This is a genomic window from Streptomyces sp. NPDC107581, assembly GCF_055657175.1.
In genome coordinates this window covers 408,575-435,024 of sequence record NZ_JBVKBH010000004.1, presented here as the reverse complement: position 1 = coordinate 435,024, position 26,450 = coordinate 408,575, and the positions used below count along the sequence as shown (strand labels likewise).

Genomic DNA, 26,450 nt, shown 5'->3' with positions numbered 1-26,450 from the left:
CGAACCGGGAGCGCCGCAGGAAGCGCGGGCAGGACTGCCCCGGGGCCGGCCGCCGGCGGGTCAGTTCAGGGGGGTGCCCGCCGGGGGTGCGGGCGGGCCCGCCGTGGCCGACGCTTTCACCACGTCCACGTCGCTGGCCCGGACGTAGGCGAGCCGGTGGCCGAGCTGGATCTCGTAGTACGCCTCCTGGCCCTTCACCACCGTGGACAGGGAAGCGCCGTCGGTCGCCTTCTCCAGGACGGATCCGAGCACACGGGACTGCGTCACATACCGCTGACCCGCGCGAATGGTGTACGGGAGCGGAGAGGGCTCAGGCAGTTCGTCCGTGCCCTCCGGGTAGGCGTCGTCCTCCGGCAGGGCACGGCCGAACACCTCGACCTCCTTCAGCCCCTCCTTCGGTGTCACCATCCGGCCGCGCGCACCGACGGCCGTCGGTTGCTTCGCCGGGTTCTCGAACCACGCCTTGTGGCCCTGGTACCAGATCGCCGTCCAGTCGCCGCTGCGTTCGGCGACCGCGAACGTCTGGCCCGTGGAGACCCGCGACCCCAGGTCGTCGACGTCCTCCGTGGAGTCCTCGCCGTCGGGGTGCCGGCCCGGGTCCTGGATGAGCGGAGCGTTGTTGTCCGGCTCGGTGTGCAGGCGGACGGCGCTGGAGCCGTGCGGCGCGCACGGCACGCCGGTCCTGGTGCACCCCGTGTACAGCGGCTTGTGACGGGCGAAGTCCGGCAGGATCATCACCATGTCGCTGTCCGGCCCGGCCGTGGCCCGCAGCGGCGCGCCGAGCAGGTCGAAGTAGTGCCGCCAGTCCCAGAAGGGGCCGGGGTCGTCGTGCATGTCCGGGATGGAGTCCTCGGTCGGCGCCGGTACGTTGTCATGGCCGAAGATGTGCTGCCGGTCCATCGGGACCCCGTACTTCTTCGCCAGGTACTTCACCAGGCGGGCCGAGGAGCGGTACATCTGCTCCGTGTACCAGGCGTCGGGGTGCCGGAGGAACCCCTCGTGTTCGATGCCGATCGAGCGGGCGTTCATGAATTGATTGCCCGAGTGCCAGGCCGCGTCCTTGATCTTGATGTGCTGGGTGATGTGGCCGTCGTTGGAGCGGATGGAGTAGTGCCACGACGCCTCCTCCGGATCCTGGATGGTCTGGAGCATCGACGCCAGCGGCGCCTCGGTGTCGTGGATGACGATGTAGTCGATCCGCTGGTCCCTGGGCCGGTCGGCCAGCTGGTGGTTGCCGTACTCGTCGTCGTCGATCTCGACGTACGGCGCGCTGAGCCAGGAGCAGGACAGCTCCGCCGGGCACTCGACGTCCTTCGGCCGCTGCGCACCCCCGGCGAGTGCGGGGTGCCGGCGGACGCGGGGGTTGGCGGGGAGGCTGACCCGCTGTCCGGCGTCGGTGGTGCGGCGGGCGCCCCGGTGGATCACATCGAAGACGTCGTTCGCGTACACCGCCGCCGACGCCCGGTCGCTCGTGCCCGGGAAGCGCGCCACGGCATCCCACCAGTCCGCCGGATTGGCGCTGAGGGGCTTGCCGAGCTGCCGTTGGGTCGCCGCCAGGAGGGCCGCGCCGCCGCGCACATTGGCCGCGTCGTCGGTCCGCAGCCGGTCGGCCGGGACTCCGATCAGGCCGGCGGCCTTCTGCAGGTCGGCCGGCTGCCCGAGGGGGCCGGCCGGGGAGGCCTTCTCGCCGGCGCCGGGCGGCCCGGTCGTCGCCGCACGCGGCGAGGGGCTCTGCCGGCCCGGCTGCTGCTGGTCCCGGGACCCGCGGGCACCGTCCACCAGGTGCATCGGCCCGTAGCCGCCGACGACGCTCGCGACCCCCGGATGGGAGTCCCATCTCGACTGCAGGTAGGACACGCCCATCAGCACGCTTCGGGGCACGTGGTACTCGTTCGCGGCGGCCGTGTAGTCGTCCTGCAGGAGCTGGTCGGACGGCGGACCCGTCTCGCCCGAGCGGTCGATCAGCAACGGCACCAGGAGCGCCGCCGAAGCGGTCACACAGATGATCCGCCGGTGCCCGCGCACGGCACTGGAGGCGCGGTGGGCGACGCGTTTTTTCATGGAGGTGCCTCCAACGAGGTTCGGCGCGGCCAGGACAAATGCGACCGGGGCAAAGGGGGTTGCCCTTCGGGGCAAAGACGGTTGCCCGACACGTCACCCCTCGTACGTTTCCGTGCCTCGGGCGCCGCGTCGCGCCGAGCGTCACCGGCGTGGACCAGCCGAGGGCACAGGCCACCCGGTCGGCGGCAGCCCGCCCGCTCCGGCGGGGGCGGCCTCAGTCCTCCTCGACCGGGTCCACCTGCCAGTCGGGGTGCCCCGGCATGGACGGGGTGTGCGCCCCGTACAGCCACGGGGTCAGAAAGGGGGTCAGATCCTCGCCGGCGACGGCGGAAGCCAGCCTGACGAAGTCCCGGGTTCCGGCCGCCCGGCCCCGGTACGTGGTCACCCAGGACCGCTCGATCCGGCCGAAGGCGTCCTCGCCGACCTTCTCCCGGAGCGCGTAGAGCACCAGCGCGGAGCCGTCGTAGCGCATCTGCCGGAACAGGCCCGGCTCGGTGGGCTCCGCCGGCGCACCGTCGTCGTGCCGCCACTGGTCGTGCTGCGCGTAGGCGGTCCGCATCATGTCCTCCAGGTCGGGACCGCCGCGCGTGTCGGCGTAGAGCAGTTCGTAGAAACGGGCGTGACCCTCGCTCAGCCACAGGTCGGACCACCGCCGGATCGCCACGCTGTCGCCGGTCCAGTGGTGTGTGAGCTCGTGGACGAGGTTGCGCTCGGCATCGATCCGGTCGCCCAGCAGATCGGCGCTCGGCACGACGGACAGCGACTGCGTCTCCAGCGCCACCGGCAGGTCGGTGTCCCCGACCAGGACGCCGTAGCGGCGGAAGGGGTAGGGGCCGAGCCGCTGTTCCAGCCAGGCCAGGTGCCCCGGGGTGAGGGAGCGGTAGGCCGCGGTGTCTCCGACCAGGCCGTCCGGGACCACGTCCCGCACGGGCAGCCCGCGCGGGCCCCTGGCGTCCACGAAGGTGAACTTTCCGACGGCCAATTGGACCAGCTGGGCGGCGACCGGATGTTCGGAGTCGTACGTCCACCGGATGCGTCCGTCGGGCTGCCGGACGCGGTCGACGAGCCGCCCGTTGGCCACCGCGGTCAGGCCCGGCGGGGTGGTGATGCGGAAGGTGAACGGCGCCCGCACGCTGGGGTGGTCGTCGGCCGGGAAGACCATCTTGGCGCCGTCGGGCTGGAGCGAGAGCAGCGTGCCGTCGGAGGTCGGCACCCAGCCGTAGTCCTGGATCGCGTCGTCGCGGTGCCGCCGCTGTGCCGGGTCGGCGGTGTAGGCCACCCGGACGGTGAACGCACGGCCGCGCGGGATCGGCCGTGCCGGAGTGACGACGAGTTCGTCACCCTTGCGTGCGGCCCTGGCCGGTGTGCCGTCGACCGTGACCGTGTGCAGGGTGTTGCCCGCGAAGTCGAGGTCGAAGCGGGACAGGGCCTGGGTGGCGGTGGCGCTGATGGCGGCGGTCGCCGGGAAGGGCGTGCGGGGCGCACGCCAGTCGAAGTCGAGGGCGTAGCGGCGCACCGTGTAGCCGCCGTTGCCGTCGAGCGGCAGGAGCGGGTCGCCGATGCCCCGGGCGCCGGGTGACGGGGTGTCGAGTGACGGGGAGTCGGGTGACGAGGTGTCGGGTGACGGGGCGTCGGCGGAGGCGCCGGGGGCGGGATGTCCGTCGTGCGCCGGTGCGCGGTGCTCCGTGCGGGGGACGACGACGATGCAGACGGCGGCACCCGTGATGCCGATGGCACCGGTCAGGGCGAGGGCCGCGCGGCGGGTACGGACGCCGCGGTGGACCCGGCCCCGCTCCGAGGTGTTGTCCATGTCCGCACTATGACAGTAAGAGATCATTTATGCGTTTCGGGGTCCGCCGGCCGACGGGCCGAGGCGCCCAGGCGTGCGCCGTGCGGCCCGAGAGCGTGCCGTGCGGCCAGGGAGTGCGCCGTGCGGCCTGGGGTGCGCCACAGAGCCCGGGGTACGACGTGCGGCCCGGGAGTGCGTCGTGTGGCCGGGGGTGCGCCACACGGCCCGAGGTGCGTCGTGCGGCCTGAGGATGCGCCGCGTGACCCGGGGTGCGCCGCGCGGCCGTCCATGCCTCGCCGCTCCATGTCCCGTCGCCGGGCGCAGGAATGCGACCGTGAGCAGCCGCAGAAATGCAACCGCGAGGTCCCTGGGACACCGGGTCCCGTGGCCGAACGGCGGGCGGGGAAGCGGGCGCGGGGTGCGGCCCGCTTCCCCTCCGGCTCCGGAATCAGTCCCGTGACGGGGTGGGGGTGGTCTGCCCGGGGGCCGGTTGCTGCTGTGCGGTGTCGTCGTCCTTGCGTGGCGTCGTGAACAGGCCGCAGCAGGCGGTGGCGGCGATCAGAATGCCGGCGGAGACCAGCAGCGTGGTGTGCATGGCGTTCGTGAAGCTCGTCGTGAACGCCTCGCCGCCCAGGCGCCGGAGCAGGGCGGTGTCACCGGCGCCGAGGCCGGCGGGCGGGCTGGGCGGGCGGAAGTGCTCGGCGCCGCCGGCCGTGGCCAGGTACGTGTCCCGCAGGTCCGAGGGCAGCTGCGAGGCCTGCCGTTGGGCCTCGTCCTGGAGCCCGGCGTGCAGACGGGCGGAGAGCAGGGCACCCAGTACGGCCGTGCCCAGGACGCCGCCGATCTGACGGGTGGTGTTGGCGGCGCCGGCCAGCTGGGGGTTCACGCCGTCCATCGTGGCCTCGGCCCATGGCATCGGCCTCGGCATCGAGGTACCCGACAAGGCCCTGATGGTGCTCGCCCTCGACGACGGCCGGCGCCTGCCCGGCGGCACCGTCCGCTACGCCGCTCCGTTCGGCATCTGACCCGTCCCGCCGGTGCGGGGGTCCCCCGGCTCCCGCACCGGCCTCCCGGCGGCCGCACGGTAATGACGTAGTAAAGTCGGCCGGGCGCTGCGCGCCGGTCCGACCGCCGGCGGCATCCGCCATGTCGAGCCACGCGGGACGCATCGAACGACGCATCTGACACCGTGCTCGGTCACGATCACCGGAGAACTGATGCGTTGTGCCCTGTCCCTGACCGCTGTCGCCGTGCTGCTGTGTGCGGGCTGTGCCGCGGCGGACGACGCGAAGCCCGAGGCGGCCGCGTCCTCCCCGTCCCCCGGCTCCGCCGTGCGCGCTGCCGTCGCCAGGACCGGTGCGACCACGGCCCGCCTGGACGAGCGCATCGAGATCTCGGGCGGGGGAGCGGAGTACGCCCTCACCGTCGACGGCCGCTTCGACTTCGCCCGCGACCGGGGTTCCCTCGCCGTCGATTTCCCGCAGGCCGGCATCCCGCACGTCGAGGAGACCTTCGCCGACGGCAAGGTCTACGTCCAGGGAGCCTCCGGGGTCGATGCCGGGACCTGGGGAGTGATGTCCCCTGCGAAGGCCGAGGCGGTGAACCGGCTGTCGCCGCGGATCTCCGTGCCGCATTCCGGACACAGCTGTGTCGTTTCTCTTGCGATATCGGGCATAACGACTTCCCCCCTCCGCGGCCCCTCCCCGAGCCGCTACCTGCTGGTACCGGCCGATCTGATCACACGGCGGGGCTGTGGTGAAAGCGCCGTCATCCGCATGGACTGAACCGTGTTCCCGCCGCAATCGTCCGAGGGGAGGCGGGGCGGCGGGGCGGCGGGGCAGTTTCGGTTGGATTGGCGGACGCCGAGGAGGACCTCAACTGGGCTGTCTCGGTGGACTCCACGATCGTGCGCGCTCACCGGCACGCGGCTGGCGCCCGCAAAAAAAGGGGGCCCAGCAGGTGAACCGGACGACCATGCCATCGGCCGGTCCCGCTGCGGGCTGACCACGAAGATTCATCTTGCTGCCGACGACCGCTGCCGGCCGCCGGCTTTCCATCTCACCGCGGGTCAGGCCGGGGACGCGCCCGCCTTCACGGACGTCATGGCCCGCCTGCGGCTGCCGCGGCACCGCCACCGCAGCCGCCCTGGTCGTCCGGCTTTGCGCCTGACGGATCCGGGGAAGCCCTAGTGATCCATCGCCACCACAACGTAAAGGCACGCAAGAATCCCGACCAGACAGACGACGGCCACAGCGATCAGCGCACAGCCGAGCACTCCTGCAGTCCCGGCGATCGCTGCCCAGCCGAACCGTGCGGCTCGTTCAGCCCGATGGACCGCGTCGTCGCGGTCGCTGTCGTCGTACCAGCTGCGATCAGCCATGATCACCCCCTTCTGGACCATACGGCCCGGCCAACTCGTCAAGAGGCGTCGACGGTACCGGCCCCCGGGCGAGGCGATGGCCTGCCCCCCGGGCAGCTCCTAGCCGGGCTCGACGACCGTGGTCAGCCGGCCCGTCTCCAGGTCGTAGGCGTAACCACCGATCTTGAAGTGGTCGACACTGCCGGCGAGCGCCGGAGCCGAGCGCAGCAGTTCGACGTCGTGCCGAACGGTGGCGGCCGGGTCGATGACCGCCATGCCGAGAGCCGTCTCCTCGTCGTAGCCGCCGCGCTCCGCGTAGGTGCGCCGCAGTTCGGCATCGGTGAACAGCCCTGAGCCGCAGCCCGTGTGGTGCACGATCGCGACCTCGAACCAGTCGGCGTCGGGAGTCCTGTTCTCGTGCAGATGGCAGATCCACGCCATGTCCCGGATCACGGGGTCGGTGACTCGACCACCGATGTTGCGCGCGACGATCGCCTCGCCGAGCCGCGCTCCGATGATCGCTCCAGGCTCCACGCGCGGATCGATGCACGTCAGCAGGTAGACCTGCTGGAACGGGATGAACGGGATCTCGGGCACATGGCGCTTGGCGTCGGTGCCGGCGAATGCCTCGTTGCGCTCCAGGTAGACGGTGAAGTGGGAAGACACGACGTGTTCCTTTCGATGGTCTTCGTCCGGGGGCGCTGCACGCTTGAACGGCCCGGAACAAGTCGATGAGAGCACGCGGGGGCACTATGGGACCGTATGTCTGGTTCGTTGTCGCCTGGAGGTGTGACCGCGGGGACTCCGGGCAGGTCACCGGGCCCGCAGGGGCTGTGCCGGAGGCGGCGGCGACAGGCCGGGCTGCTCGCGGGTGACGTCGGTGAGGGTGGGCCGGGCGAAGCCGGCCGTGTGCGCGGTGAGCGGCATCAGTGGGTGGCCCCCTCGGTGACCTTCAGGTCCCGCTCCGTGGGGGTGCCGGCCGCCGCGAGCAGCAGGGCGCGCAGTCCGCGGGCGACCGTGGCGGGTTCCAGGGCCGGGGCGGTGCCGTCGGTGACCTGCTCCGGGGCCCAGGGCACGTGCACGAAGCCGCCTCGGGCGTGCGGGAACTCGGTCGCGATGAGATGGCCGAGGCCGTAGGCGACGTGGTTGCAGACGAAGGTGCCGGCCGTGTGGGAGACGGCGGCCGGGACACCGGCCGCGCGGACGGCGGCGACGCAGGCCTTCACGGGGAGGGTGGAGAAGTACGCGGCGGGGCCGCCCGGGACCACGGGCTCGTCGACGGGCTGCCGGCCGGCGTTGTCGGGGATGCGTGCGTCGTCGATGTTGATGCCGACGCGTTCGACGGTGACGCCGGGGCGGCCGCCCGCCTGGCCCAGGCACAGGATCAGGTCGGGCTCCGAGGAGCGGACGGCGGCGCGCAGTACGTCGATGGACTCGCCGAAGACGCACGGGAGTTCGGCGGCGGTGACGGTGAGCCCGGCGGGCGGTTCGGCGGCCACCAGGGAGGCGGCCCGCCAGGACGGGTTCGTGCTCCGGCCGTCGAAAGGGGCGAAGCCGGTGACGAGCACGCGGGTCATGGCACTTCCTTACTGCGGGGCAGGGGGTGGGGCCGGGTGGGCCGCGACGGTCAGAACGCGAAGACCGCCATGATCACAGTGCTGCACACCAGGAGCGGGAGGGCCGTCGGGATCTGTGCCTTGATGGGCCCGTACTGGTCCTTCAGTTCGAGCAGCGTGGCCGGGACGATGTTGTAGTTGGCGGCCATCGGCGTGCACAGCGTGCCGGAGAAGCCGGCCAGCATGCCGATCGCGAGGACGGCCGGCGCATTGCCGTGCATCTGCTCGATGAGCACGGGCCAGCCGACCGCCGCCGTCATCACGGGGAAGGCGGCGAACGCGTTGCCCATGATCAGGGTGAACAGGAACATGCCGACGCAGTACGCGATCACGGCAAGGTACTTCGCATGGTCCGGCAGCACGTCGTGCACGATCCTGCCGACCTGGGTGCCGACCCCGGCCAGCGCGAAGATCGAGCCGAGTACGGCGAGGAGCTGGGGCAGCAGCAGGGCGGCGCCCATCGCCTCCAGCAGGGAACGCCCGGCGTGCAGCGGGACGGAGAGCTTCCGCTCGCCGGTGACCAGCATGCCGACGACGAGCGCGACGAGGCACCCGGCGCCGAGCCCCAGGAGGGTGGCCTTGCCCGTCTCGAACAGTCCGGAGGTGTCGAGCAGGGAGGCGCAGACGATGGCGACGAGCGGGATCGTCAGCGCCGGCACGAAGATCCTGCTGCCGAGCCGGGCCGCGGAGGCCTCGCGTTCCCCGGCGGTGCCGGTGACCGGGACGCCCTTGCCGAGGAAGCTGAATCCGGCGAGCACGATCAGGGCGAGGACGGCGACGCCGAGCGGTTCGGCGGGCAGCGTCCAGCCGCCGTTGTGCGCGGTGACGTTCGCCACGCCGGTGCCGTAGGGGAAGGTCAGCCCGAGCAGGCCCCAGAACGCGGCGGTCGTCCACCGCCTGGGGTTGGTGCGGTCGGCCGCCATCTGCACGGCCATGACGACGAAGACGAGGCCCACCAGCCAGTAGAGCCATTCGACCTTGATCATTTGTCGGACCCCTTCGGGAGCGGCAGGTCGTGCTCGGCGGCGGCGAGCGCCATCTCCCGCTGGAGCCGCCCGTCCAGGAGCAGCAGGCGGGCGCCGTGGATGAGGAAGGCGCACACGGCCAGCGGGATCGCCCACAGGGCCAGCTGGGACGGTTCGAGGTTCTCGTGGTACGTCGAGTTCACGAAGCCGGTGATCAGGAGGATCGAACCGATCGCGATGAAGCAGTCCTCGCCGAAGAAGAGGCCCACGGTGTCGGCCGACGCGGCATAGGAACGCACCTTCTCGCGGAGGCGGTCGGGCAGCGGCGCGCCCGTCGAGCGCTCGGCCGCGGCCTCGGCCATGGGCGCGACGAGCGGCCGTACCGTCTGCGCGGGGCCGCCGATGCTGTTGAGGCCGAAGGCCGCGGTGATCTGGCGGACCAGCAGGTAGACGGCGAGGAAGCGGCCCGCACTGAGGCCGCCGAGACGGCCTATGAGGCTGCGGGCCTGTTCGCGCAGCCCGTAGCGCTCCAGCAGGCCGATGACCGGGAGGACGATGGCGAAGACGGTGACCGACCGGCTGTCGGCGAAGGACCGGCCGAAGGCGGCGAGGACCTCCAGCGGGCTCAGCTTGCCGAGCAGCCCGGTGGCGATACCGGCGACGCCCACCACGAGGACGGGATTGCGGCGCGTGACGAATCCGAGGATCACCACGACCACTCCGAGGAGAACGATCATGCGGTGGCCTTCTTCAGGCGTGAGCGGGCGGGACGCCCTGGCGGCGCGGATCCGGAGGGCCGAATCCGTGGGGGGATTGCACGGACCCTAGGGGATCGTTCAACGATCGAACAAGGGGGTGGGTTCAGAAAATCAATGCCTTGTCGGATCGTTCAACGATCGCTACGTTGAAGAGGTGATCGACCTCAACGCAGACCTCGGTGAGGGCTTCGGCCGCTGGACGCTCACCGACGACGACGCCCTGCTCTCCGTCGTGACCAGCGCCAATGTCGCCTGCGGCTTCCACGCGGGCGACCCCTCGGTGATGCGCCGCGTCTGCGGCCTCGCCGCCGAACGCGGCGTACGGATCGGCGCCCAGGTGTCCTACCGCGACCTGGCCGGTTTCGGCCGGCGCGCCATGGACGTGCCCGGCGACGAGCTGGCGGCCGAGACGGCCTACCAGATCGGGGCCCTGCGCGTCTTCGCACAGGCCGCCGGGGCCGAGGTGGCCTACGTCAAGCCGCACGGCGCGCTCTACAACCGCACCGTCCACGACGCCGAACAGGCCGCGGCCGTAGTGGCCGGTGTGCGGCTGGCGGGCGGGGCGCTGCCGGTGCTCGGCCTGCCCGGGTCGCGGCTGCTGTCCGCCGCCGCGGACGCGGGCCTCACCGCCGTACCGGAGGCCTTCGCGGACCGCGCCTACACCCCTGCGGGCACCCTCGTGCCACGCCGCGAGCCGAACGCCGTGGTGACCGACGAGGACGCGGTCGTACGGCGTGCGCTCGCGTTCGCGGTGGACGGAGCGGTCGAAGCCGTGGACGGTACAGCCGTTGCGGTCACCGCACGCTCACTGTGCGTGCACGGCGACACCCCGGGCGCCGCCCGGATCGCGGCGCGGGTGCGTGAGGCCCTCGAGTCGGCCGGGGTCGGGATCGGGGCGTTCGCATGACGGAGGGCCGGTCCTTGCAGGTGCGCCCCGCCGGGCGGCACGCACTGCTCGTCGAGCTGCCCGACGCCGAGCGCACCGGAGCCTTCCACGCCGAACTCCTGCGGCGGCGCGCGGCGGGCACCCTGCCGCCGGTCGGGGAGATCGTGCCGGGCGCGCGGACCGTACTGCTGGACGGGATCGCGCACCCGGAGGAGCTGGCCCGCCGGATCACCGGCTGGGACGTGCCGGACCGCGGCGCCGACGACGGCGGAGCGGTGGAGATCCCCGTGCGCTACGACGGCCCGGACCTGGCCCGGGTGGCCGCCCTGTGGGGCGTCGGCGTCGACGAGGTCGCCCCACGGCACTCCTCCTGCACCTACCGCGTCGCCTTCTGCGGATTCGCCCCCGGCTTCGGCTACCTCACCGGCCTCCCCCCGGAGCTGCACGTGCCGCGCCGCGACACGCCCCGCACCCGGGTCCCGGCCGGTGCCGTCGCGCTCGCCGGTCCCTACAGCGCGGTGTACCCGCGCGCCACCCCCGGCGGCTGGCAGCTGATCGGAACCATGCCGGACCCGGCACCACTGTGGGACCTCGCCCGCGACGAACCGGCGCTGCTCGTGCCGGGAACGCGGGTGCGGTTCGTGGCACAGGGCGGCACGCCGTGACCGCCGAGCTCACCGTCGTACGCTCCGGCGCCCTCACCACGATCCAGGACCTCGGCCGGCCCGGTCATGCCCACCTCGGCGTCCCCCGCTCCGGCGCCCTGGACGCCCCCGCCATGACCCTGGCCAACCGGCTGCTCGGCAACGCCCCCGACGCCGCCGTCCTGGAAACCACCCTGACCGGCTGCGCCCTGCGCCCCAGGAGCGGCGTGACCGTCGTGGTCGGCGGCGCGCCCTGCCCCGTGACGGTCGACGGACGGCCGGCGGCGTGGGGAGCGCCCGTACGGGTGCCCGCGGGCGCCGTCCTGGACGCGGGCGGCGCGACGGCGGGCGTGCGCTCGTACGTGGCCGTCACCGGCGGCATCGCCGTCGAACCGGTCCTCGGCAGCCGTTCGACCGACCTGCTGTCCGGACTCGGCCCGGCGCCCCTGCGCGACGGGGACGTCCTCCCGCTGGGCACTCCCGCCCGGCAACCGGCGCTCCCCGGGACGGCTCCCTGGCCGGCGCCGCCCGCCGAGCTGGCCCTGCCGCTGCGACTGGGCCCCCGCGCCGACTGGTTCACCCCCGCCGCCCTGCGCACCCTCACCGCTGCGACCTACCGCGTGTCGCAGCACAGCAACCGCATAGGCCTGCGCACCGAAGGGCCGCCGCTGGAACGCACGTCGGCCGGCGAGCTGCCCAGCGAGGGCATGGTCCTCGGCGCCGTGCAGGTGCCTCCGGACGGGTGCCCGGTGGTGTTCCTGCACGACCACCCGACCACCGGCGGCTATCCGGTGATCGGCGTCGTCGCCGAGGCCGCCCTGGCTGCGGCGGCCCAGGCGGCGGTGGCCACCCCGGTCCGCTTCACCCTGGGGTGACGCGGTGGGGTGCCGCGGTGGCCGCTCCGGTCCGCTTCACTCTGGGGTGACGCGGTGGGGTGCCGCGGTGGCCGCTCCGGTCCGCTTCACTCTGGGGTGACGCGGTGGGGTGCCGCGGTGGCCACTCCGGTCCGCTTCACTCTGGGGTGACGCGGTGGGGTGACCCGAAGGGGGTGACGCACCCCTGAGCCCCCCCGGACGCTCGTCCGCGGCTCGACGTCCGTCCGCGGACCACCGCCGGGCCCCGGTGGCGACGTGCCGGGCGTTCGCCGGTGGGAGATTCTGTAGGGGTGGGTCGTGTCCCAGTCCGCCGGATCCCGGCGGCCTACGCCGCCCCGGGCCGACGGGCGGTGCGTGTGACGCTGGCCGCCGCGGCCGGCTTCTACCTCTTCCGCTACGGCCTCGGTCTCCCTGTCGCGGCCACGTACGCCCTGTTCGCCGCCGTGGCCGTGGGCGGCCTCTCCAAGATCCCGGGCACCGGCCGCCAGCGGGCCGCGCTGGTGCTGCGCCTGCTGCCGGTGTGCTGGCTGCTGGTCGTCGTCGGCACCTATCTGTCGGTGCGGACCTGGTGCGCCGTCGTCGGCATGCTGGCGGTCGGCTTCATGCTGGCCTTCAGCGCGGTGGGCGGCCCGGGTCCGGCGGGGGCGGCGCCGGGACTGCAACTCCTCTACATCCTCCCGTCGTTCCCTCCCTACGCTCCCGCCACGCTCGGCGAGCGGCTGATCGGGACCACCGTCGGACTGGCCCTCTTCATCGCGGCCGAGTCGCTGATCTTTCCCGAGCCCAGTCCGCCGCCGTACCGGGAGCGGGCCGCCCACGCGGCGCAGACGGCCGCGCACTGTGCGACGCTCCTCGCCGCACCGCCGTTCTCCCTGGCCGGCACGGACCTCCGGGCCGCCTACGAGGCCGGCCGGTCGCTGCGTTCCGTCACCGTGCCGGAGGCGGAACGTCCGGCCGGACCGGGAGTGCGCGACCGCGCCCTCGCCCACACCGGCCTCGCCACCCGCACCCTCCTCAGCCGCCTCGGACAGCTGCCCGCCGCGCCCGGCGGACATCCGGGGCCCGAGGTGAACGCCGTACTGCACGCGGTGGCGCGGCTGGCCACCGCGACCGCGAGCTGCCTGCGGTCCGGGTCGTCACCGGTGGCGCCGTACGAGGGACTCGTCGAGGCCCGCGCGCACCTGTCGGACCGGTCGGCGGGCCCGGTTCCCCCCGCGGCTGCCGCGCCCGTGCCCGCCGCGGGAACCGCTCGCCCGCCGGACTTCCCGCCCGCCGTCCTGCTCCGGCACGCCGCCGTGCTGGAGATCGCCGACGCCGCGCTCGCCATGGGTACGGCGGCCGATCTCGCGGTACTCGGCCGGCACGCCTCGGTGGAGGTCGCGCCGGGCCGTTTCTGGTACGCCACGGCCCGGGCCCCCATGCTGTGGTGGCACCGGGTGCGCGGCCACGCGGGGCGCCGGTCGGTGTTCTTCCAGAACGCGGTGCGCATCGCCCTGGCCCTGACCGCGGCCCGGCTCGTGGCCGGGGTGGACACGCTGCCGCACGGATTCTGGGCCACACTGGCGACCCTCACCCTGACCCGGACCACCATGGACGAGACCTGGAGCACCATCCGGGTGGCGCTCGCGGGGACACTGGCCGGGGCTCTGGTGACCGCCGGAACACTGACCCTGGTCGGGACCCACACCGAGGTCTACGCCGTCGTGCTGCCGGTGTGGATGCTGTTCGCCTTCACGGTGGGGCCGGTCAAGGGCGTCGGCTGGGCACAGGCCCTGTTCACCGTGCTCGTGGCCCTGGTCTTCGCCCAGCTGGCACCGCCGACCTGGCGGCTGGCGGAGGTCAGGATGCTGGACGTGCTGATCGGCAGTGCGATCGGCGCCGTCTTCGGGCTGCTGGCCTGGCCCCGCGGGGCGCACAACGAGCTGCGCCATGCGTCGGCCGAACTCCTGCGCAGGGCGGCCGAGATCGTGGTGGCGACCGGTGCCTCGGTGGCGGGCGGCGGCGCGGTGAACGCACCGTCGGGAGTGCCAGGTCACCGCTCGTTGCAGCAAGCGGTCATCCTCGCCGAGTCCGCGTACGCACAGTTCCAGAGCGAGCCGACACCCTTCGGCGGACCGGCGCCCCGGTGCGCCCCGCGCAGCGTGGACTGGCACGCCACGCTGATGGCCGGCCACCACACCCTGTGGGGATCCGAGCGGTTGTTGGAGCCGCCGCTCACCGGACTGGACCCCGCGGCGGCGGAGTCCGTCAGCGGGCTGGGGGAGCGGGTGGCCGGGCGGATGCTGCTGGTCTCGGCGGCGGTGGATCCCGGAGCGGACACCCCGACCGGGCCGATCCCGCTGATCGACCCGGCCCTCGGGGGATTCGCCGAACCGCCCGGTGCGCCCCGGCTGTACTACGCGACCGTGTCGTGGCTGGACTCGCTGATGACCGATCTGACCCGGATCGCACACGGCAGCCCCGGACCCGACGACGGCCCGCGGACCCCGCAACGGCCGCGGTCGCCGTAGGACCGTGCCGCCACCCGGCGGGACGGCCGCCGTAGGACGGTGCCGCCACCCGGTGGGGCGGTCGCGGGTGAGGTGAGGTCCGTCGAGGAGTCGGCGGCGTACCGGTCCATCGGCCCCGCGGGAGCCTGCGGGCGGCTGCTCCCGGAGCGCCGGTGTCCGCTTCGCTGCTGGTGGTGGCGTTGCGGGGCAGCGGCTGGTAGGCATGGCGTGTGCGATTCGAGAGTGTTCCGATGCCGGCGGGAGTCGAGGCACGGCCCCGCGACGTTCGCGGATATCCCGTGCCGGCGATCACTCCATGGGAAGGGGAGGAGCCGCAGTTCGCGCTGACCGACTACGAACGCAGCGCCGCGTGCGCGCGCCGGCGGCTGTGCTCGGTGTGCAACCAGGGCATGCCCCAGGGACCGGTGTGGCGCGTGGTGGGGGCCGCGGAGAGCGCGGCGATCGCGGACGCGCTGGCCGCCGGGCGGCCCTACCGGAATCTCGCGCCGACCCTGGAAGGCCCGGGGCACCGTGCGTGCATGCTGTACGCGTCGATGGTCTGCCCGTACCTGGCCAGGCCCAACGCCCGCCGCGGGCTGTCGGCGGCCGAGCCGGACGAGATGACCTCGCACGTGGTCCGGGGAGCCGTCCGGGGCTCCATGGGCGCGGTGGTGGGGTTCGGGGAGTACGAGTACGCCGTCACCGGCAGCCAGGTGCTCTTCCGCTTCCTGGACGTCGTCGAGTTCCTGCCGCACGACACGGCCGACGCACACCTGGACGAACTGAGGGCCGAGCTCGCCCGGTCCGCGAAGTGACCCGCACTCCGCGCACCGGCCTCGCCCGGCCCGTCGTCCCGCCCCGCCTCAGGGGCGGTACGCCGCCAGACCCGCCGTCGAGGTGACCTTGGTCGGGTGGCCCGTGCCGCTGGACGGCAGGGTCACCGTGCCGGACGGGGTGCGCACCGCGAGGGTCTTGCCGTCGGGGGACCAGGCCGGCTCGGTGTAGTCGGTGGTGGCGTGCGGGGTGAGGTCCTTGATGTGGTTGCCGTGCATGAAGTCCTCGACCAGGACGTGGTCGTGGCCGGCGACCGACCGCACGAAGACGACTTCCTCCTCGTTCGGGGACAGGGCCGGCTGGGAGCCCTTGGTGAGCTTGCCGCCCTGCTGACGGAGGTAGTCGTCACGGATGTAGACATCGCCGGTGTTGACGTTGGCGTAGACCGAAGTGCCGTAGTGGCCGGCCTCGTTCGGCCACACGTTGCCGGTCTGCGGCACCGCCCCGTCCGGCTCGGGGGCGCCGCCCAGGGGGAGCGTCCTGGGCGTGCCGTGCACTGCCTTGGCGGAGACGTACTTCAACCGGGACACACCCTTGGCGCGGGCCGCGAAGATGAGGTTGTTCTTCGCCGGGATGCCGTACCGGGTGTCCTTCGCGGTCACCTGCCAGGTGGGGTGGGACCAGTTCTGGTCACCGGGGTTCTTGGCGACGACGACCCGCCCGCTGCCGTCGGGGTTGGCGATGTCCAGGTTGCCGGAGCCGTCGATGAAGGCGGCCTTGGCACCGGTCGGGGACCAGGCGAGGTCCCGGACGGTCACCCCGAAGTTGACCCGGTGGCCGTTGATCAGCACGTACTTGGTGCCGTTGCTGACGGTCAGGGTGCCGTGGGAGGCGCCGGTGGCGGCCGAGGCGGCGCCGGATGCGCCCAGCAGCGCCGTGCCGGTGACGGTTGCGGCCACGGCGATGGCGGCCGCCGTGATGCGAGTACGCGAAGTCATGACTGGTTCCCCCAGGAACATCGACGGGTCGGGTGGGTCGGTCGACCGGTGCCAGAGCGCCCCGCCGTCGCCCGGGCCGCCGAAGGCCGCGCGACCGCCTGCCGCTCTGTGTGGGAACCGAGCCTGCCAGGCCGCGATCTGCGAACGGTCCGGTCGGTGTCACAGGGGCGTAACACGGCACGCAACCGCAGGGCGTGACACGGCACGCGACGGAACGGCCGGCCGCACGGCTGGGACGCGGACGGGACACGGACGGGTCCTGTCGTCCGCAGCCCGGTGGACGGCGCGATGCGGCGAGGGGGCTACGGTCCCCACTGACCGCGCCGGTTGCGCCACAGCTCGGCCGCCAGCAGCCAGAACCACAGGCCGACCGTGAGCAGATGAACCCGCTGGGCGATGCCCTGTCCGCCGGGGCGGCCGACGTAGGGGCCGGTGGAGGAGATCGCCGCGGCCATGGACACGGGCAGCAGCCAGCGGGCCCAGCGCCCCGCCCGGCAGCCGTCCCCGGAAGCCGAACAGGCGGAGACGGCGAAGGCGGTCATCGAGGCGAACAGGGCGAAGTGCACGAGGCCGCTCGTCATCGTGTGCGCGACGTTGTCCGCAGGACACCCGGCCTCCCGGGAGGGCGCGCACCGCATCGGCAGTGCGACGTCCGCCACCGAGCAGGCCCCGAACGCCAGCAGTGCCCCCCACCCGGCCGCGGACCAACCCCACGGCAGCGCCGTCACGACCAGACCCGCCGAGCCGATCACCAGGGCCGCCGTGGCCAGTTCCACCACGCTGAAGAGCACATGGTGGGGCTGGTCGGCGGCGAAGGCCTCACTGACGTAGGAGTCACGCTGATCCAGTCCCGTCCGCACCCAGAACTGCAGCAGCCAGTCGTTGTAGGTCACGGCGGCCACCAGCAGCAGCCCCGCCGCCACCCGCCACCGCAGGTCCGGTTCGCCGCGGCACCGTATGCCGAACGTGCCGGCCCCCGCCACGCCCTGCCGCGTCCGGGCGCTGTCCTTGCTCATCGGTCGGCTCACTTGATCCGGTCGGGAAGGGCCCATGAGGGTTCCTGTCTGACGCAAAGACCACCGAGGGGTGCGATGCCCTGATGGCGGAAGCGGCAAGCGGGTCGGGCAGGACGTTGCGTCCAACGGGTGACATCCGGGCCGGGGCCGGCGGCGGCCCGAACGACTCGCCCGCCGGCGGCCACGACGGCGCACCCGCACCGGACCGGACGGCGCGGTGGAGATCACCGGGCGCCGTCCCGGCTGAAACCGCAGGTCAGCAGGGAACGCTGGGCGCACCGTGGGCGGGCCGCCGTCCGGCACATGCGATGCCGCGGCATGTGGTGCAGGCTGGCAGTGGAGGAAGCGTGTTCCACGGGTGCGCCGACGCGCACGAGTACCTGTCCGTCCGGCGCCGCCCCGTGACGCAGCCGGGAAATCCCGTCCCGGCCGACGGGTTCCTCTCCCCGCACCTCGCGCAGGGACATCGGCGTGTCCGGCGCGGTGCGGGGCGAGCCGCGCCGTCGCGGGAGCAGGACGTGTCCCCGGCGCCCACCGGGCACGGCAGGCGCCGGCAGGAAGGAAGCGCGATGGAGATCAAGGGATCGATCGCCCTGGTGACGGGGGCCAACCGCGGCATCGGCCGCGCGTTCGCCCACGCACTGCTCGACCGCGGGGCGGTCAAGGTCTACGCCGGTGTCCGCGATCCGGCGAGCATGGACGACGAGGACCTCGTCCCGGTGCGTCTGGACGTCACCAGGCCCGAGGACATCGCCGCGGCGGCGGCCACCGCGGACGACGTCACCATTGTGATCAACAACGCCGGCGTCGGAGGCTTCGAAACCCAGCTCCTGACAGGCTCCTTCGACGGCGCGCACGAGGCGATGGAGATCAACTACTTCGGCACCTGGGCCGTTTCGCGCGCCTTCGCCCCCGTCCTGGCCCGCAACGGCGGCGGCGCACTGGTGAACATGCTGTCGGCCGCCTCCTGGGCCGCGCGGCCGCAGTACCCCGGGTACGCGGCCTCCAAGGCGGCACAGTGGTCGTTGACGGGCTCGCTGCGGCAGGGCCTGCGTGAGCAGGGCACGCTCGTGGTCGGTGTCCACGCCGGTTATGTGGAGACGGATCTCAGCTCCTTCACGGACGCACCGAAGATCAGCGCGGCAGACGTCGCGGAGCAGACCATGGAAGCCCTGGCGCACGACCGGGTCGAGGTCCTCGCCGACGAGCGGACCAGGCAGGTCAAGGACGCCCTGTCACAGCCGCCCGAGCGGTGAGGAGATCCCGGCCCCGCCCGCGGAAGACAGCCCGGGCGGCCACGGCGGAGGAGGACCCATGAGTTCTGAGCCATCGGCGGTGCGCCACCCCCGCGAGCCGGCGCTGCTCGGACAGACGCTCGTCGTCATCGGCGGCAGCGCGGGCATCGGGCTGGCGACCGCCAGGCACGCCCGCGCCGAGGGAGCCGCGGTCATTCTGACCGGACGGGACCCCGAACGGCTGCGTACCGCCGCCGCGGAGGTCGAAGCGCTCAGCACCGCAGCCTTCGACGCCGACGAACCGGCCGAACTGCGGCGGTTCTTCCAGGAGTTGCCCCGGCCCGTCGACCATGTGCTGGTCACGGCCGGACACCCGTCCTACGGGCGCCTGTTGGACATGGACCCCGATGACGCGCGCCGGGCGGCCAACGGGCACATGGTGCTCGCGATCGAGGTCGGGCGCCTTGTCGCCGGCACGGTTCGACCGGGTGGCACGCTGCTGCTCCTGGGCGGCACGGGCGCCCGGCGGGTCAGGGCCGGCCTCGGGATCGCGCCCGCCGTCACCGCGGCGCTGCCCGCCCTCACCGCCAGTCTCGCGCTGGAGCTCGCGCCGATCCGGGTCAACCTGATCGCTGCCGGCTTCGTGGACACGCCGTTGTCGGCCAGGCTGCTCGGCGACGGACTCGACGCCCGCCGCGAGGAACTGCGCGCCACGCTGCCGATCGGCCGAGTCGTCGTAGCGGCCGACGTCGCGGCGCTGGCCGTTCACCTCATGACCAACACGGCACTCACCGGCGCGACGTACGACATCGACGGCGGCCAGCAACTCGTCGGCTGAGAGCGGCTGGGCGCAGCAGAGTGCGGCCGGGTGCAGCCGAGAGCGAGCCGGGTGCACTGGAGAGCGGCCGGGTGCAGCAGGGTGCGGCCGAATGCGGACGAGCCCGGCTGTTACAAGACAGCGACACATCGCCGATGAACGCCTGTCACTGCGGTGTCGTCGTTTCTAGTGACTGCGCCAATCGGCACGTAGGTCGCCTTCGGCGCAAAAATCTGTTGTCACCCCAGAAAGGGACAGAACTGTGATGGTCTCGAAGCGACGCTCCCTGCGCGTAGCCGTTGTCGGTGTCCTCGGCGCGGCCTCCCTCGCCCTCGCGGGCACCGCGACGGCGGCCACCCCGGCCGCCCACACCGCGTCTCCCGTCGTCGCGCACCAGGCCCCCGCCGCCAAGCCCGGCATCACCGCCACGCCGTCGGCCTCCTCGGTCCGCGCCTGGCAGCTGTTCCGGGTCACGGGCAAGACCACCGGCCTCAAGGCGGGCAGCAAGGTGACGCTGCAGCAGAAGCAGCACGGCAAGTGGGTCGCCCTGCCCGCCTCCGCGCCCATCTCGAAGAGCGGCTCCTACTCGCTGGGCGTCAAGCTCGGAATGAAGGGCAAGAACGACCTGCGCATCGTCAACGGCAGCACGGCCTCACCGGTGTTCAACGTGACGGTCCGCTGAGCGAACGCGGCGGTCCTGCCGTCCCGTTCGGGCTCGTCTCTGTCGGGGAACCGGCGGCGCGGCGGCAGCCGGCGCTCGGCCCCGGACACCGCGGTGACGGCAGCCACCGTCCGGCCGGCGCTCGTGAGGACGGAGGCGGAGGCCTTCTCGAAGTGAGCGAAGGCCGCGGACAGGACGGCATCGGGGCCGGCTTCCGCCGCGGCCGGCGGGTTAGGAAGCCGGTGTGTGCGGGCCGTCGTCTTCCTGCTCCTGGTAGGAGTAACGCTGCTCCCGCCAGGGGTCGCCGATGTTGTGGTAGCCGCGTTCCTCCCAGAAGCCGCGCCGGTCAGCCGTCATGTACTCGATGCCGCGCAGCCACTTGGGGCTCTTGTAGCCGTAGAGATGGGGGACGACGAGACGCAGCGGGAAGCCGTGTTCGGCGGTGAGTGGCTCGCCGTTGTGGTGCGTTGCCATCAGGGTGTGCGGCGAGGTGAAGTCGTGCAGGCGCAGATTGGCCGAGTAGCCGTACTCCGCCCAGGCCATGACGTGCGTGACCTCCGGGGCAGGCGGGACCAGTTCCAGGACGGTGGCGGCCGGGATCCCGTACCACTCGTGTTCGGTGGAGGTCGGGCCGGTCGCGCAGTGGAGGTCGGCGACGACCGTGGTGTGGGGCAGGGAGGTCAGCTGGTCGAAGGTCCACTCGTGCCGGTCGCCCGAGGCGGTGGCACCGAACACACGCAGGTTCCAGCGGTCGGCCCGGAAGCGGGGCACCGGGCCGTAGTGCGAGACGGGCCAGCCGTGCACATGGCGCTGGCCGGGTGGAATGCGCCGGGACACTCCGGACGCGGACGGACGCTCACCGGCCACGGGCTGCACCCTCTTTTCTTCATCTCTTCTCATCGGCCTGCTGTCCGTGCAGCGTAGGCGCCCACTCCTCGTGACGCGGAGGCGGAGGCCCGCCACGGTGCGTCGCAGTGGAGCGGCGGGCCGGGCCAGGGGCCGTCCGGCCGGCCGGAGACCGTCCGGCCGGGCCGCGGGCCGTCTCACTACACTTGCGGCCATGGCACTGCCGCTCACCAGGTGGTTCATCAGTGCCGATGTGCTCAGGGGCCCGGAACGAGGAGGGCGAGGACCATGCGTGAGCTGGCGGACACCGCACGTCGGTGGACGGCTGAGGGACGCAGGGCGGTGCTCGCCCGGCCGATCACCGAGCAAGGCTTCGGTCCCCGGCATCCTGCCGACGCGATCCTCGTCGACGGGGACGGAACCTGCTGCGGCACCCTGTACCGCGGAGCGTTCGACGCGCACCTGGCCGATGAGGCGGCCAGGATCCCCGCCGGGCACACCGCCCGGGTCTGCGAGGTGTCCGTCCACGACGACGAGGCGAAGCAGGCGCGGCTGACCTGCGGCGGGCAGGCGGAGATCCTGCTCCAGCCGCTCCACACCGTCCCCGTCCGCTGGTGGGATCTGCTGGCCGAGGGCGCCGACGCCGCGTTGGTCACCCGCCTCGACGAGGCGCAGACCCGGGCCGTCAGCGCCGTCGTCACCCCCGCACACACGGACTCCGCCGCACCGGTGGGAGCCGCCGCCGAGCAGGCCCGCGGGCTGCTGATCCGGCACCGGTCCGGCCGGGAGGTCCGCTACACCGACGCCGGACTCGTCCTGATCGAGACCTTTCCCGCCGTCTCGCACCTGGTCATCGTCGGCGACGGCGAACTCGCCGAGCTCCTCGTCACCCAGGCACATGTGCTGGGCTGGCAGGCGACCGTCACGGACACCGCGCAGGAAGCCGGGGAACTGCTCGGCGCAGGCCCGGCCGCCTGCCTGGTGGTGCTCAGCCACGAGCCCGACGTCGACGTCCCCTGTCTGCACACCGCACTGACCCTCGGCGTCCCCTATGTCGGAGCCCTCGGCTCCCGGCGCACCCAGGCCCGCCGCGCCGCCGCCCTCGTCAACGCCGGCCTGGACGAGGGCGCGCTGCGCCTGATCCACGGTCCGATCGGTCTCGATCTCGGTGCCCGCACGCCGGCGGAGACGGCCCTGGCCATCTGTGCGGAGGTGCTGGCAGCACTCGACCGGCGCCGGCCGGGCACACTCCGGGACGGCGACGGACCGATCAACGCCTGAGGCCTGTCCGGCGGAGAGTGCGGGCTTGACGGCCCGGGTTCCGGCAGGCGTCCGAGGCCATCACCCGGATGTACGGATGTTCGAACGGCACGGACCCTGTGGACGCGGGTCCGCACGCCCGCCGACGTGCGGACGTGCGGATCTCGCGTTCAGGGGGAGTCACCGCTGTCAGGCTGCGGCACCCGAGCCGGCGCCCTTGCGGCGGCGCACCACGAAGACGGCGCCCGCGCCGACGGCCACCGCGGCGCCGCCCGCCAGGGCGATCATCGGCAGTGCGGAGCTGGAGCCGGTCTGGGCGAGGTGGCCCTGGGGCTCGATCTTGGTGTTGCCGGAGGGCTGGTGCTTGGGCAGCGGCTTCTTGCCGCCCTGCGGCTTGGCGTCGCCGGGGGTGCCGGGAGCGGCGCCGGCCTTGAGGATGTCGAACTCGTAGTAGCTGTCGCCGCCGGAGTAGACGCAGTTGCCCTTGTCGTCAGCGTACATGCCGATGCTGATGGCGTAACCGAGGCCGGCCCGGGCGGTCTTGTCGACGGCCAGACGCAGGTCGATGGTGAAGGACTCGTGGGCCTTGACGTCGGTGTAGCCGAGGTAGCCGGCACCCTCGTCGTTGTCGTCCAGGGAGATGTCGACCCACTTGCCGGAGGACGGGTCCTTGTACTGCAGGGTGAGGTGGCTGGTGTCGATGAAGTATTCGTCCTCGTCCGTCTGGGCGGCGAAGACACCGAGGTCGACACGCTGGTAGGCGCGGTCACCGGTGTTGTTCACGTTCAGCCGGAAGCCGTGGAACCCGCTGCCCGCCACGATCTTCGAGGGCAGGCCGGAGAGGTCGGTCTGCAGGTTCTTGTCGACCTGGAGGTCGTCCTCGTTGCAGTCGAACGGGTCCGTCGACTCGGACGCGGACGCCGAGGGGGTGGTGGACGGCGTGCCCGACGTGGACGCGCTGGAGGAGGCGGACTGGGCGGCGGCAGGGGCGTTCTCGCCACTTGCCGGCGTGGTGCCCTCGGTCGCCGACGTGGTGTCGTCGGTCGCCGGAGTCGTGTCGTCCGTGGCCGGGGCGGTGTCCTCGGCGGCGGGCGTCGTGGCGTCGGCGGCGGGCGTGGACTGCCCATCGGCGGAAGCCGTCTCGCTGACGGCCGGGGCGGTGCTGTCGTCATCCGTCGCATAGGCAGCCGGCGCCGCCAGCAGGACGGCCGGAGCCATGGCGGCCGTCGCGGCGGCGAGAGCCAGGGAGCGGCGAAGCTTCATGCGAACCTCAAGGGCGTGAGTGGCCGAAAGCGTACGCAGAGACGACCCGCGATGCCCGAAAATGGTTGTCTGAAATTCAACGAAGTTGATGTGACCTGAGTCATGTAAACGTGATGCGTGCGTCCCGGCCCGGCGGTGGACGGCGTTGCCGGTGTCCTGCTCCGCGGAGGGGCATGCGCTGACCACCTTTCGGCAGATGCAAGGCTCATGTGGACTGTCGCATTGCATCAGCCAGATGATGTGCTTCCAGGGGTGGCATACGCGTTTGCGGGCGTGGCTGATTCGGGTACGGTCATGCGGGAGGTGGTAGCCCGTGAGTCAATCCCTGGCAGCTGCCGGTACGCCCGCCATGCGGGTAGCGGAGGTCTTCCTCACCGGTGACCTGGCCCGACCGGTCCGGTTGACCGTGTCCGAACTGCTGGCCTGGCCCCAACACCGGGCGCGAGTCAGCTTCGAGTGCGCCACCAGCGGCATCCAGCACCACACCTTCACCGGCCCGCTCCTCCACGACGTCCTGTCGGACGCCGGTCCCGTCTTCGACCCCGCCCGCCGCAAGGACCGCATGCGGTTCCTGATCGCCGTACGCGGCGCGGACGGCCATCACGCCCTGCTGTCCTGGGCGGAGATCGACCCCGACTTCGGGCGCGCTCCCGTCCTGCTCGGGGTCACCATCGACGACACCCCGCTCGACCGCGCCGGACCCCAACTCGTCCTGCCCCAGGACCGTTGCGGGGCGCGGCACATCAGCGGCATCGACGCGATCCACGTGGACGGCGGCTACACCGCGTGGACGTGACCGTGACGAGAGGGGACGAGTGAGTCCGGAGCCGGTGGCCGACGTCCTGGTCATCGAGCACACGCCGTTCGAGGGCGCGTACACCGTCGCCGGTACGGCGCTGGAGGCGGCCGGGCTGCCGGTGCGGAGGTGCCGCACCTGGGCCGGGGACCCGGTTCCGGACACCCTGGTCGGCCTGGCGGCCCTGGTGGTGATGGGCGGACCGCCGGCGGCGTACGAGGACTTTCCCGGTCGAGCCCGCGAACTGGCACTGCTGCGGGCCGCGCTGGACGCAGAGGTGCCGGTGCTCGGGGTGAGCCTGGGCGCGCAGCTGCTGGCGGTGGCCGCGGGCGGCATGGTCCGCGCCGGCAGTGGTGACCCGCACCCGCAGACGGGTCGTGTCGGCAGTGGTGAGCGGCAGACGGGTTGTGTCGGCAGTGGTGAGCGGCAGACGGGTTGTGTCGGCAGCGGTGACTCGCAGACGGGTCGTGTCGGCAGTGGTGACCCGCAGACCCGCTGCGTCGGGGTACGGATGTTTCCCTCCGCGCGTGCCGACCCCCTCCTCGCCGACGTGCCCGATCGGCTCCCCGTCCCGCACGGCCACGGCGACACCGTGGAGCTGCCGCCCGGCGCCACGTCGTTGGCCTCCTGCGACCGGTACCCGGTTCAGGCATTCCGGATCGGCGGCTCGGCCTGGGGCCTGCAATTCCACCCGGCGGTGGCCGGGGCGGCCGTCGGCGCGGGGCTCCCGGCCCGCACGACCACCGCCCTGGACCGTGCCGAGCCCGCCCCCGTCGAGTCGGCCGTGCTCGCTCCGCACCGCGACGGCGTGTTCGCAAGCTTCGCCGCCCTCGTCGCCGAACGGGCCGCCCTCACCGCGACCCGCGCCTTCTTCACCCCCCGCGCCGCCACCTGGGAGGAGCGCTTCGCCTCCGACAACGCCGCGTACGCGACGGCCGTCACCCGGATGGGACTTCGTCCGGGGCAGCGTGCCCTGGACGTGGGCTGCGGCAGCGGCCGGGCCCTTCCGGCGCTCCGTGCCGAGGTCGGTGCGGAGGGTCTGGTCCTCGGAGTGGACGTCACCCTGGCGATGCTCGCGGCCGCTGGACGGGAGGGCCGCACCGGTCTCGCCCGGCTGCTGCTGGCCGACGCCTGCCGTCTGCCGCTGCCCGCCGGGGCGGTGCACGGCATTTTCAGTGCAGGCCTGCTCAACCACGTCCCCGACCCGGCGGCGGCGCTGCGCGAGTGGGCCAGGGTCACCGCCCCCGGCGGCGTCCTTCTGCTCTTCCACCCTTCCGGCCGCGTCGAACGCGCCGCCCGTCACGGCCGCCCCCTCGATCCGGACGACCCTCTGGCCGAGGACAATCTCCGCCCGGCCCTCGAAGCGGCGGGCTGGGCGCCGACCGCCTACGAGGACGCGCCCCGGCAGTTCCTGGCCCGTGCCGTGCGGACCGTATGACGTGCTGGGTTCCTCATGACGCGCCGAGTTCCCCGCCCGGTGCCTCATGTGCCGGGCGCCCGCCTCTCCTCAAGGTCGAAAGGGTTTGCCGGAGAAGAACGGAGGACCGTACGTTTGCCACCATGACGGATACGGATGACGAACCCACGCGCGCGGCACGGCTGCTGGACGCCCAGGCCAAGGCCGTAAGGCTCTTCGCGGAGATTGAAGAGCGCGGGCTCGTCGCACCGGGGCAGGGGGAGCGGGCGGTCAGCGACCGGATCCGGGACCTGGCGAACGAGCTGTTCGGCACGACCCGGCACTGGCACAAGCGGATCGTGCGCTCGGGGCCGAACACGCTGATGCCGTACCGGGAGAACCCGCCGGACCGTCCGATCGGCGCCGATGACATCGTGTTCGCCGACTTCGGACCCATCTTCGAGGAGTACGAGGCCGACTTCGGCCGCACCTTCGTCCTCGGCGACGACCCGGTCAAGCAGCGCCTGCGGGACGACCTGCCGAAGGTCTTCGCGGCGGGCAAGCGGTTCTTCGAGAGCGATCCGGAGATCACCGGGCAGACGCTGTACGCCGAGGTGGAACGGCTGGCCGCCGAGGCCGGCTGGGAGCTGGGCGGCTGGCACGCGGGGCACCTGGTCGGTGAATTCCCGCACGAGACGATCGACGGCGCGGACGCGGAGTCGTACATCGCCCCCGCCAACGACACCCCGCTCAGGCGCACCGACAAGGCCGGGCGCCGCTGCCACTGGATCCTGGAGATCCATCTGGTCGACCGGGACCGGGAGTTCGGCGGCTTCTACGAGGAACTGCTCACCCTCGGCTGATCCGTCGGGGTGCCCTCGGCGTCGGCGATCACGGCAGTCATCGCTGGAATCCGCTCGGGCCCGGTCCCTCCCGCGCCTCCGGC

General features: G+C 72.8%; 25 protein-coding genes and 2 pseudogenes. 15 read left to right on the top strand and 12 right to left on the bottom strand.

Features of this window, described 5'->3' with window-relative positions:
* Positions 1 to 60: 60 nt before the first annotated feature.
* The 3 genes from ACZ7P3_RS11940 to ACZ7P3_RS11930 all read right to left on the bottom strand — a co-directional run bounded on the left by ACZ7P3_RS11940 (position 61) and on the right by ACZ7P3_RS11930 (position 4,736).
* A complete protein-coding gene (locus tag ACZ7P3_RS11940) occupies positions 61 to 2,061 on the bottom strand; it encodes an N-acetylmuramoyl-L-alanine amidase (protein ID WP_472080765.1) in 2,001 nt (666 codons plus the stop codon).
* 214 nt (positions 2,062 to 2,275) lie between these two features.
* Entirely contained in the window at positions 2,276 to 3,871 is a 1,596-nt protein-coding gene (locus ACZ7P3_RS11935; RefSeq protein ID WP_472080764.1) for a M1 family metallopeptidase, read from the bottom strand.
* A gap of 427 nt (positions 3,872 to 4,298) precedes the next feature.
* The gene (locus ACZ7P3_RS11930; protein WP_472080763.1) at positions 4,299 to 4,736 is read right to left on the bottom strand and encodes a hypothetical protein; all 438 of its coding nucleotides are present in this window, start codon (positions 4,734 to 4,736) and stop codon (positions 4,299 to 4,301) included.
* A 13-nt stretch (positions 4,737 to 4,749) separates the two neighbouring features.
* Here ACZ7P3_RS11930 and ACZ7P3_RS11925 point away from each other — a divergent pair.
* The 3 genes and pseudogenes from ACZ7P3_RS11925 to ACZ7P3_RS11915 form a co-directional block, all read left to right on the top strand.
* A pseudogene (locus ACZ7P3_RS11925) lies at positions 4,750 to 4,875 on the top strand (GNAT family N-acetyltransferase); the annotation flags it as partial.
* A gap of 192 nt (positions 4,876 to 5,067) precedes the next feature.
* Complete coding sequence (locus ACZ7P3_RS11920; RefSeq protein ID WP_472080762.1) at positions 5,068 to 5,634, top strand: hypothetical protein; 567 nt, start codon at positions 5,068 to 5,070, stop codon at positions 5,632 to 5,634.
* A gap of 71 nt (positions 5,635 to 5,705) precedes the next feature.
* Positions 5,706 to 5,997: pseudogene (locus ACZ7P3_RS11915) on the top strand (transposase); the annotation flags it as partial.
* A gap of 38 nt (positions 5,998 to 6,035) precedes the next feature.
* On the opposite strand, the gene ACZ7P3_RS11910 reads toward ACZ7P3_RS11915, so the two are convergent.
* From ACZ7P3_RS11910 to ACZ7P3_RS11890, 5 genes are all read right to left on the bottom strand, one after another.
* Positions 6,036 to 6,230 carry a hypothetical protein gene (locus ACZ7P3_RS11910; protein ID WP_472080761.1) on the bottom strand — a complete coding sequence of 65 codons (195 nt, stop codon included), beginning with the start codon at positions 6,228 to 6,230 and terminating at the stop codon, positions 6,036 to 6,038.
* A gap of 99 nt (positions 6,231 to 6,329) precedes the next feature.
* Positions 6,330 to 6,875, bottom strand: a complete 546-nt coding sequence (locus tag ACZ7P3_RS11905) for a carbonic anhydrase (RefSeq protein ID WP_472080760.1) — start codon at positions 6,873 to 6,875, stop codon at positions 6,330 to 6,332.
* Between the two features lie 260 nt (positions 6,876 to 7,135).
* Positions 7,136 to 7,786: a pyroglutamyl-peptidase I gene (gene pcp / locus ACZ7P3_RS11900; RefSeq protein WP_472080759.1), complete on the bottom strand. Its 651-nt coding sequence runs from the start codon at positions 7,784 to 7,786 to the stop codon at positions 7,136 to 7,138.
* A 50-nt stretch (positions 7,787 to 7,836) separates the two neighbouring features.
* The gene (locus ACZ7P3_RS11895) at positions 7,837 to 8,811 is read right to left on the bottom strand and encodes a DUF979 domain-containing protein (protein WP_472080758.1); all 975 of its coding nucleotides are present in this window, start codon (positions 8,809 to 8,811) and stop codon (positions 7,837 to 7,839) included.
* Complete coding sequence (locus tag ACZ7P3_RS11890; RefSeq protein WP_472080757.1) at positions 8,808 to 9,527, bottom strand: DUF969 domain-containing protein; 720 nt, start codon at positions 9,525 to 9,527, stop codon at positions 8,808 to 8,810. The genes ACZ7P3_RS11895 and ACZ7P3_RS11890 overlap by 4 nt, the downstream gene beginning before the upstream one ends.
* Positions 9,528 to 9,702: 175 nt before the next feature.
* Here ACZ7P3_RS11890 and ACZ7P3_RS11885 point away from each other — a divergent pair, with 175 nt between their 5' ends.
* The 5 genes from ACZ7P3_RS11885 (at position 9,703) to ACZ7P3_RS11865 (ending at position 15,257) form a co-directional block, all read left to right on the top strand.
* Positions 9,703 to 10,455 (top strand): LamB/YcsF family protein, encoded by a 753-nt coding sequence (locus tag ACZ7P3_RS11885; protein WP_472080756.1) that lies wholly within the window; start codon positions 9,703 to 9,705, stop codon positions 10,453 to 10,455.
* Entirely contained in the window at positions 10,452 to 11,099 is a 648-nt protein-coding gene (locus tag ACZ7P3_RS11880) for a 5-oxoprolinase subunit B family protein (RefSeq protein ID WP_472080755.1), read from the top strand. The genes ACZ7P3_RS11885 and ACZ7P3_RS11880 overlap by 4 nt, the downstream gene beginning before the upstream one ends.
* On the top strand, positions 11,096 to 11,953 hold the full coding sequence (locus ACZ7P3_RS11875; protein WP_472080754.1) for a 5-oxoprolinase subunit C family protein: 858 nt from the start codon (positions 11,096 to 11,098) through the stop codon (positions 11,951 to 11,953). The genes ACZ7P3_RS11880 and ACZ7P3_RS11875 overlap by 4 nt, the downstream gene beginning before the upstream one ends.
* 290 nt (positions 11,954 to 12,243) lie before the next feature.
* Positions 12,244 to 14,463 carry an FUSC family protein gene (locus ACZ7P3_RS11870; protein WP_472080753.1) on the top strand — a complete coding sequence of 740 codons (2,220 nt, stop codon included), beginning with the start codon at positions 12,244 to 12,246 and terminating at the stop codon, positions 14,461 to 14,463.
* A 278-nt stretch (positions 14,464 to 14,741) separates the two neighbouring features.
* A complete protein-coding gene (locus tag ACZ7P3_RS11865; RefSeq protein ID WP_472080752.1) occupies positions 14,742 to 15,257 on the top strand; it encodes a hypothetical protein in 516 nt (171 codons plus the stop codon).
* A gap of 48 nt (positions 15,258 to 15,305) precedes the next feature.
* Here ACZ7P3_RS11865 and ACZ7P3_RS11860 read toward each other — a convergent pair whose 3' ends face one another.
* Positions 15,306 to 16,214: a TolB-like translocation protein gene (locus tag ACZ7P3_RS11860; protein ID WP_472080751.1), complete on the bottom strand. Its 909-nt coding sequence runs from the start codon at positions 16,212 to 16,214 to the stop codon at positions 15,306 to 15,308.
* A gap of 302 nt (positions 16,215 to 16,516) precedes the next feature.
* Complete coding sequence (locus ACZ7P3_RS11855) at positions 16,517 to 17,230, bottom strand: DUF998 domain-containing protein (RefSeq protein WP_472080750.1); 714 nt, start codon at positions 17,228 to 17,230, stop codon at positions 16,517 to 16,519.
* A 569-nt stretch (positions 17,231 to 17,799) separates the two neighbouring features.
* Between ACZ7P3_RS11855 and ACZ7P3_RS11850 the strand changes: the two genes are divergently transcribed.
* The 3 genes from ACZ7P3_RS11850 to ACZ7P3_RS11840 all read left to right on the top strand — a co-directional run bounded on the left by ACZ7P3_RS11850 (position 17,800) and on the right by ACZ7P3_RS11840 (position 19,964).
* Positions 17,800 to 18,486 carry an SDR family oxidoreductase gene (locus ACZ7P3_RS11850; protein WP_472080749.1) on the top strand — a complete coding sequence of 229 codons (687 nt, stop codon included), beginning with the start codon at positions 17,800 to 17,802 and terminating at the stop codon, positions 18,484 to 18,486.
* A gap of 58 nt (positions 18,487 to 18,544) precedes the next feature.
* Positions 18,545 to 19,303: an SDR family oxidoreductase gene (locus tag ACZ7P3_RS11845; RefSeq protein ID WP_472080748.1), complete on the top strand. Its 759-nt coding sequence runs from the start codon at positions 18,545 to 18,547 to the stop codon at positions 19,301 to 19,303.
* A gap of 244 nt (positions 19,304 to 19,547) precedes the next feature.
* Positions 19,548 to 19,964: a hypothetical protein gene (locus ACZ7P3_RS11840; RefSeq protein ID WP_472080747.1), complete on the top strand. Its 417-nt coding sequence runs from the start codon at positions 19,548 to 19,550 to the stop codon at positions 19,962 to 19,964.
* A 210-nt stretch (positions 19,965 to 20,174) separates the two neighbouring features.
* Here ACZ7P3_RS11840 and ACZ7P3_RS11835 read toward each other — a convergent pair whose 3' ends face one another.
* Positions 20,175 to 20,810, bottom strand: coding sequence for a molybdopterin-dependent oxidoreductase (locus ACZ7P3_RS11835; RefSeq protein ID WP_472080746.1), 636 nt, complete (start codon positions 20,808 to 20,810; stop codon positions 20,175 to 20,177).
* 267 nt (positions 20,811 to 21,077) lie between these two features.
* Between ACZ7P3_RS11835 and ACZ7P3_RS11830 the strand changes: the two genes are divergently transcribed.
* The gene (locus ACZ7P3_RS11830; protein WP_472080745.1) at positions 21,078 to 22,070 is read left to right on the top strand and encodes an XdhC family protein; all 993 of its coding nucleotides are present in this window, start codon (positions 21,078 to 21,080) and stop codon (positions 22,068 to 22,070) included.
* A gap of 168 nt (positions 22,071 to 22,238) precedes the next feature.
* On the opposite strand, the gene ACZ7P3_RS11825 is transcribed toward ACZ7P3_RS11830, so the two are convergent.
* Positions 22,239 to 23,312, bottom strand: a complete 1,074-nt coding sequence (locus tag ACZ7P3_RS11825) for an LAETG motif-containing sortase-dependent surface protein (protein WP_472080744.1) — start codon at positions 23,310 to 23,312, stop codon at positions 22,239 to 22,241.
* Between the two features lie 313 nt (positions 23,313 to 23,625).
* Between ACZ7P3_RS11825 and ACZ7P3_RS11820 the strand changes: the two genes are divergently transcribed.
* The 3 genes from ACZ7P3_RS11820 (at position 23,626) to ACZ7P3_RS11810 (ending at position 26,367) form a co-directional block, all read left to right on the top strand.
* The gene (locus ACZ7P3_RS11820; RefSeq protein ID WP_472080743.1) at positions 23,626 to 24,108 is read left to right on the top strand and encodes a molybdopterin-dependent oxidoreductase; all 483 of its coding nucleotides are present in this window, start codon (positions 23,626 to 23,628) and stop codon (positions 24,106 to 24,108) included.
* Positions 24,109 to 24,127: 19 nt separating this feature from the next.
* The gene (locus tag ACZ7P3_RS11815) at positions 24,128 to 25,546 is read left to right on the top strand and encodes a methyltransferase domain-containing protein (RefSeq protein ID WP_472080742.1); all 1,419 of its coding nucleotides are present in this window, start codon (positions 24,128 to 24,130) and stop codon (positions 25,544 to 25,546) included.
* Positions 25,547 to 25,668: 122 nt separating this feature from the next.
* Positions 25,669 to 26,367 (top strand): M24 family metallopeptidase, encoded by a 699-nt coding sequence (locus tag ACZ7P3_RS11810; protein ID WP_472080741.1) that lies wholly within the window; start codon positions 25,669 to 25,671, stop codon positions 26,365 to 26,367.
* Positions 26,368 to 26,450 lie beyond the last annotated feature (83 nt).

Coding starts and splice junctions, on each gene's coding strand:
- ACZ7P3_RS11890 (WP_472080757.1), bottom strand. CDS start 9,527: ATGATCGTTCTCCTCGGAGTGGTCGTGGTGATCCTCGGATTCGTCACG.
- pcp (WP_472080759.1), bottom strand. CDS start 7,786: ATGACCCGCGTGCTCGTCACCGGCTTCGCCCCTTTCGACGGCCGGAGC.
- ACZ7P3_RS11810 (WP_472080741.1), top strand. CDS start 25,669: ATGACGGATACGGATGACGAACCCACGCGCGCGGCACGGCTGCTGGAC.
- ACZ7P3_RS11830 (WP_472080745.1), top strand. CDS start 21,078: ATGCGTGAGCTGGCGGACACCGCACGTCGGTGGACGGCTGAGGGACGC.
- ACZ7P3_RS11910 (WP_472080761.1), bottom strand. CDS start 6,230: ATGGCTGATCGCAGCTGGTACGACGACAGCGACCGCGACGACGCGGTC.
- ACZ7P3_RS11850 (WP_472080749.1), top strand. CDS start 17,800: ATGGAGATCAAGGGATCGATCGCCCTGGTGACGGGGGCCAACCGCGGC.
- ACZ7P3_RS11825 (WP_472080744.1), bottom strand. CDS start 23,312: ATGAAGCTTCGCCGCTCCCTGGCTCTCGCCGCCGCGACGGCCGCCATG.
- ACZ7P3_RS11935 (WP_472080764.1), bottom strand. CDS start 3,871: ATGGACAACACCTCGGAGCGGGGCCGGGTCCACCGCGGCGTCCGTACC.
- ACZ7P3_RS11920 (WP_472080762.1), top strand. CDS start 5,068: ATGCGTTGTGCCCTGTCCCTGACCGCTGTCGCCGTGCTGCTGTGTGCG.
- ACZ7P3_RS11845 (WP_472080748.1), top strand. CDS start 18,545: ATGAGTTCTGAGCCATCGGCGGTGCGCCACCCCCGCGAGCCGGCGCTG.
- ACZ7P3_RS11840 (WP_472080747.1), top strand. CDS start 19,548: ATGGTCTCGAAGCGACGCTCCCTGCGCGTAGCCGTTGTCGGTGTCCTC.
- ACZ7P3_RS11860 (WP_472080751.1), bottom strand. CDS start 16,214: ATGACTTCGCGTACTCGCATCACGGCGGCCGCCATCGCCGTGGCCGCA.
- ACZ7P3_RS11940 (WP_472080765.1), bottom strand. CDS start 2,061: ATGAAAAAACGCGTCGCCCACCGCGCCTCCAGTGCCGTGCGCGGGCAC.
- ACZ7P3_RS11895 (WP_472080758.1), bottom strand. CDS start 8,811: ATGATCAAGGTCGAATGGCTCTACTGGCTGGTGGGCCTCGTCTTCGTC.
- ACZ7P3_RS11880 (WP_472080755.1), top strand. CDS start 10,452: ATGACGGAGGGCCGGTCCTTGCAGGTGCGCCCCGCCGGGCGGCACGCA.
- ACZ7P3_RS11855 (WP_472080750.1), bottom strand. CDS start 17,230: ATGAGCAAGGACAGCGCCCGGACGCGGCAGGGCGTGGCGGGGGCCGGC.